Below are 258 nucleotides of genomic sequence, written 5' to 3'. Positions count from 1 at the left end.
GCACGGTTAAACTTGCTCTGGTTGAAATCAAAACCCCCCACCAGTGCCAGCACTGCGCCGTTTTGCGGGTTAATCGAAACCAGTGCGGAGTTAACGTCCGGCACTTGCGCCAGCCACCAGGCATCTCCCACCTGGCGTACCCAGATTTGCTGGCCAGTCTGTACTACGTCGGTCACTTTACGCGGTGTTGGGCCTTGTTGAGTATCCGAGCGGTAAGGACGCGCCCAGCGCATGCCATCCATGCGTAATGACACTGAC

Annotated in this window: 1 pseudogene; it reads right to left on the bottom strand. The window is 57.4% G+C overall.

The features are described 5' to 3' along the window. A pseudogene (gene mrcA, locus FDX22_RS19465) lies at window positions 1-258 on the bottom strand (peptidoglycan glycosyltransferase/peptidoglycan DD-transpeptidase MrcA); the annotation flags it as partial.

Source organism: Citrobacter sp. TBCS-14 (assembly GCF_005280805.1).
In the GTDB taxonomy this organism is placed as follows: domain Bacteria; phylum Pseudomonadota; class Gammaproteobacteria; order Enterobacterales; family Enterobacteriaceae; genus Citrobacter; species Citrobacter gillenii.
The sequence above is the reverse complement of the archived record's forward strand: the minus strand, read 5'-3'. Positions and strand labels throughout refer to the sequence as shown.